The organism is Streptomyces sp. NPDC019531 (assembly GCF_044903305.1).
GTDB lineage: Bacteria > Actinomycetota > Actinomycetes > Streptomycetales > Streptomycetaceae > Streptomyces.
In genome coordinates this window covers 134586-136418 of the sequence record NZ_JBJDQL010000026.1, presented here as the reverse complement: position 1 = coordinate 136418, position 1833 = coordinate 134586, and the positions used below count along the sequence as shown (strand labels likewise).

The 1833-nt window shown below is 72.3% G+C and carries 3 protein-coding genes; all 3 read left to right on the top strand.

The features are described from left to right. Positions 1-228: 228 nt before the first annotated feature. A complete protein-coding gene (locus ACI2L1_RS27415; RefSeq protein WP_404742028.1) occupies positions 229-744 on the top strand; it encodes an NUDIX hydrolase in 516 nt (171 codons plus the stop codon). A 112-nt stretch (positions 745-856) separates the two neighbouring features. Continuing rightward, on the top strand, positions 857-1249 hold the full coding sequence (locus ACI2L1_RS27410; RefSeq protein ID WP_404742027.1) for a YidH family protein: 393 nt from the start codon (positions 857-859) through the stop codon (positions 1247-1249). Continuing rightward, a complete protein-coding gene (locus tag ACI2L1_RS27405) occupies positions 1246-1569 on the top strand; it encodes a DUF202 domain-containing protein (RefSeq protein WP_404742026.1) in 324 nt (107 codons plus the stop codon). Before ACI2L1_RS27410 ends, ACI2L1_RS27405 begins: the two co-directional genes overlap by 4 nt. Positions 1570-1833 lie beyond the last annotated feature (264 nt).

Here is a 1833-nt window from a genome sequence, read left to right as displayed (position 1 = left end):
CGGATAGGCACTTCTGCTTGGCTCCGGGTCCCCGCACGGATAGGCACTTCTGCTTGGCTCCGGGTCCCCGCACGGATAGGCACTTCTGCTTGGCTACGGGTCCCCGCACGGATAGGCACTTCTGCTTGGCTACGGGTCCCCGCAGAGATGCCCGCCTCCGGCCGGCTGCGGACCCGTGCGTGGCGGCAGGCCCCCGCAGGGGTGCGCACCCCTGCTTGGATGGGGGACATGACGCCTGCTGACGAGATCCTCGACATCGTCGACGAGAACGACAACGTCGTCGCACAGTCCCCGCGCGGCGAGGCCTACGCCAAGGGCCTGCGGCACCGCTGTGTCTTCATCCAGGCCAGGGACGCCGAGGGCCGCCTCTTCGTCCACCGCCGCACACCCACCAAGCTGGTCTTCCCGTCCCTCTACGACATGTTCGTCGGCGGAGTGGTCGGCACGGGCGAGTCCTACGACGACGCGGCCCTTCGTGAGGCCGAGGAGGAACTGGGCGTGAGCGGCCTGCCCCGCCCCGAGTACCTCTTCAAGTTCCTCTACGACAACGGGGCCGGCCAGACCTGGTGGTCGGCGGTCTACGAGGTCCACTGCGAGCTCCCGGTCAGCCCCCAGGTCGAGGAGGTCGCCTGGCACGACTTCCTGCCGGAGGACGAGGTGGAGCTGCGGCTCCGGCAGTGGGAGTGGGTCCCGGACGGGCTGGCGGCGTACGAGCGGCTCAAGGCGTACCGGGCGATGGGCTGAGCGGGAGGGTTCCGCCACCGCAGCCGAGTCGACCGCTGCCCGGCATGTTCCGGTACGGGCTTTCCCAGCACTGACAACGCCTTGGTCACCGGCCCCCGATAGGCTCGTGCGCGTGATCGATTTCGCACGGAACGTCCGCGTCTGGTTCGCGCCCGAGGAGGTCCGGCAGGAGGGCAGCACCCCCGACTACCGGTTCTCCCTGGCCAATGAACGCACCTTCCTGGCCTGGCTGCGCACCGCGCTCGCACTGATCGGCGGAGGTTTCGCCGTGGACCAGTTCCTGCCGGATCTGCGCTGGGGCTGGCGGGTCGGGCTGGCGCTCGCGCTGCTCGCCGCGGGGGTGCTGTGCTCACTGCGGGCGGTAAACCACTGGGTGCGGTGCGAGCGGGCCATGCGGCGCGGCGAGGACCTGCCGGCGTCACGGTTCCCGGCGCTGCTGAGTCTGGTGGTCGCGGTGGTGGCCCTGGCCATGGTCGTCGTGGTGCTCGTCAGGTGGGAGGGATGAGCGAGGGCGCGGCCGTGGAGCGCGACCCGGGTCTCCAGCCCGAGCGCACCCGGCTCGCCTGGCGCCGTACGACCCTCTCGGGCACCGCCTGCGCCGTACTCGCCGTGAAGACCGCCCTGCACGGCGGCCCGACTCCCGCGGGCCTCGTCGCCTGCGCCCTGTGCTGCACCCTCTGGCTGGGCTTCCTACTCCTCGCCCATCGCCGGATCCGCGCCCTGACCGCGACCGACACCCCGACCGCCCTCACCTCCGGACACGCCACGGCGGCGGCGCTGTGCACCGTGGCGATGGCGGCGTGCGGGGCGGCGCTGGTGTTCTGAGGGGCGGCGGAGCAGGGCAGCGGTGCCGCTCGGGGCACAGCGGGGCGGCCGCCTGCGGCGACGTATCGGGTCGCACTGGGTGTCCGGGTCGCCTGGGCCGGCTGGGTGTCCGGGCCGCCTGGGCCGCCTGGGTCGGCTGGGTCAGCTGGGTCGGCTGACCCTGGCGCCGAACCTGCTGGCCTGGAGCACTCCGCGATCGAGGAGGCGGCGCTGTCCTAGGAGACCGACCCCGGCCAGCAAGACCCGCCTGGAGCTGGGTCGGCC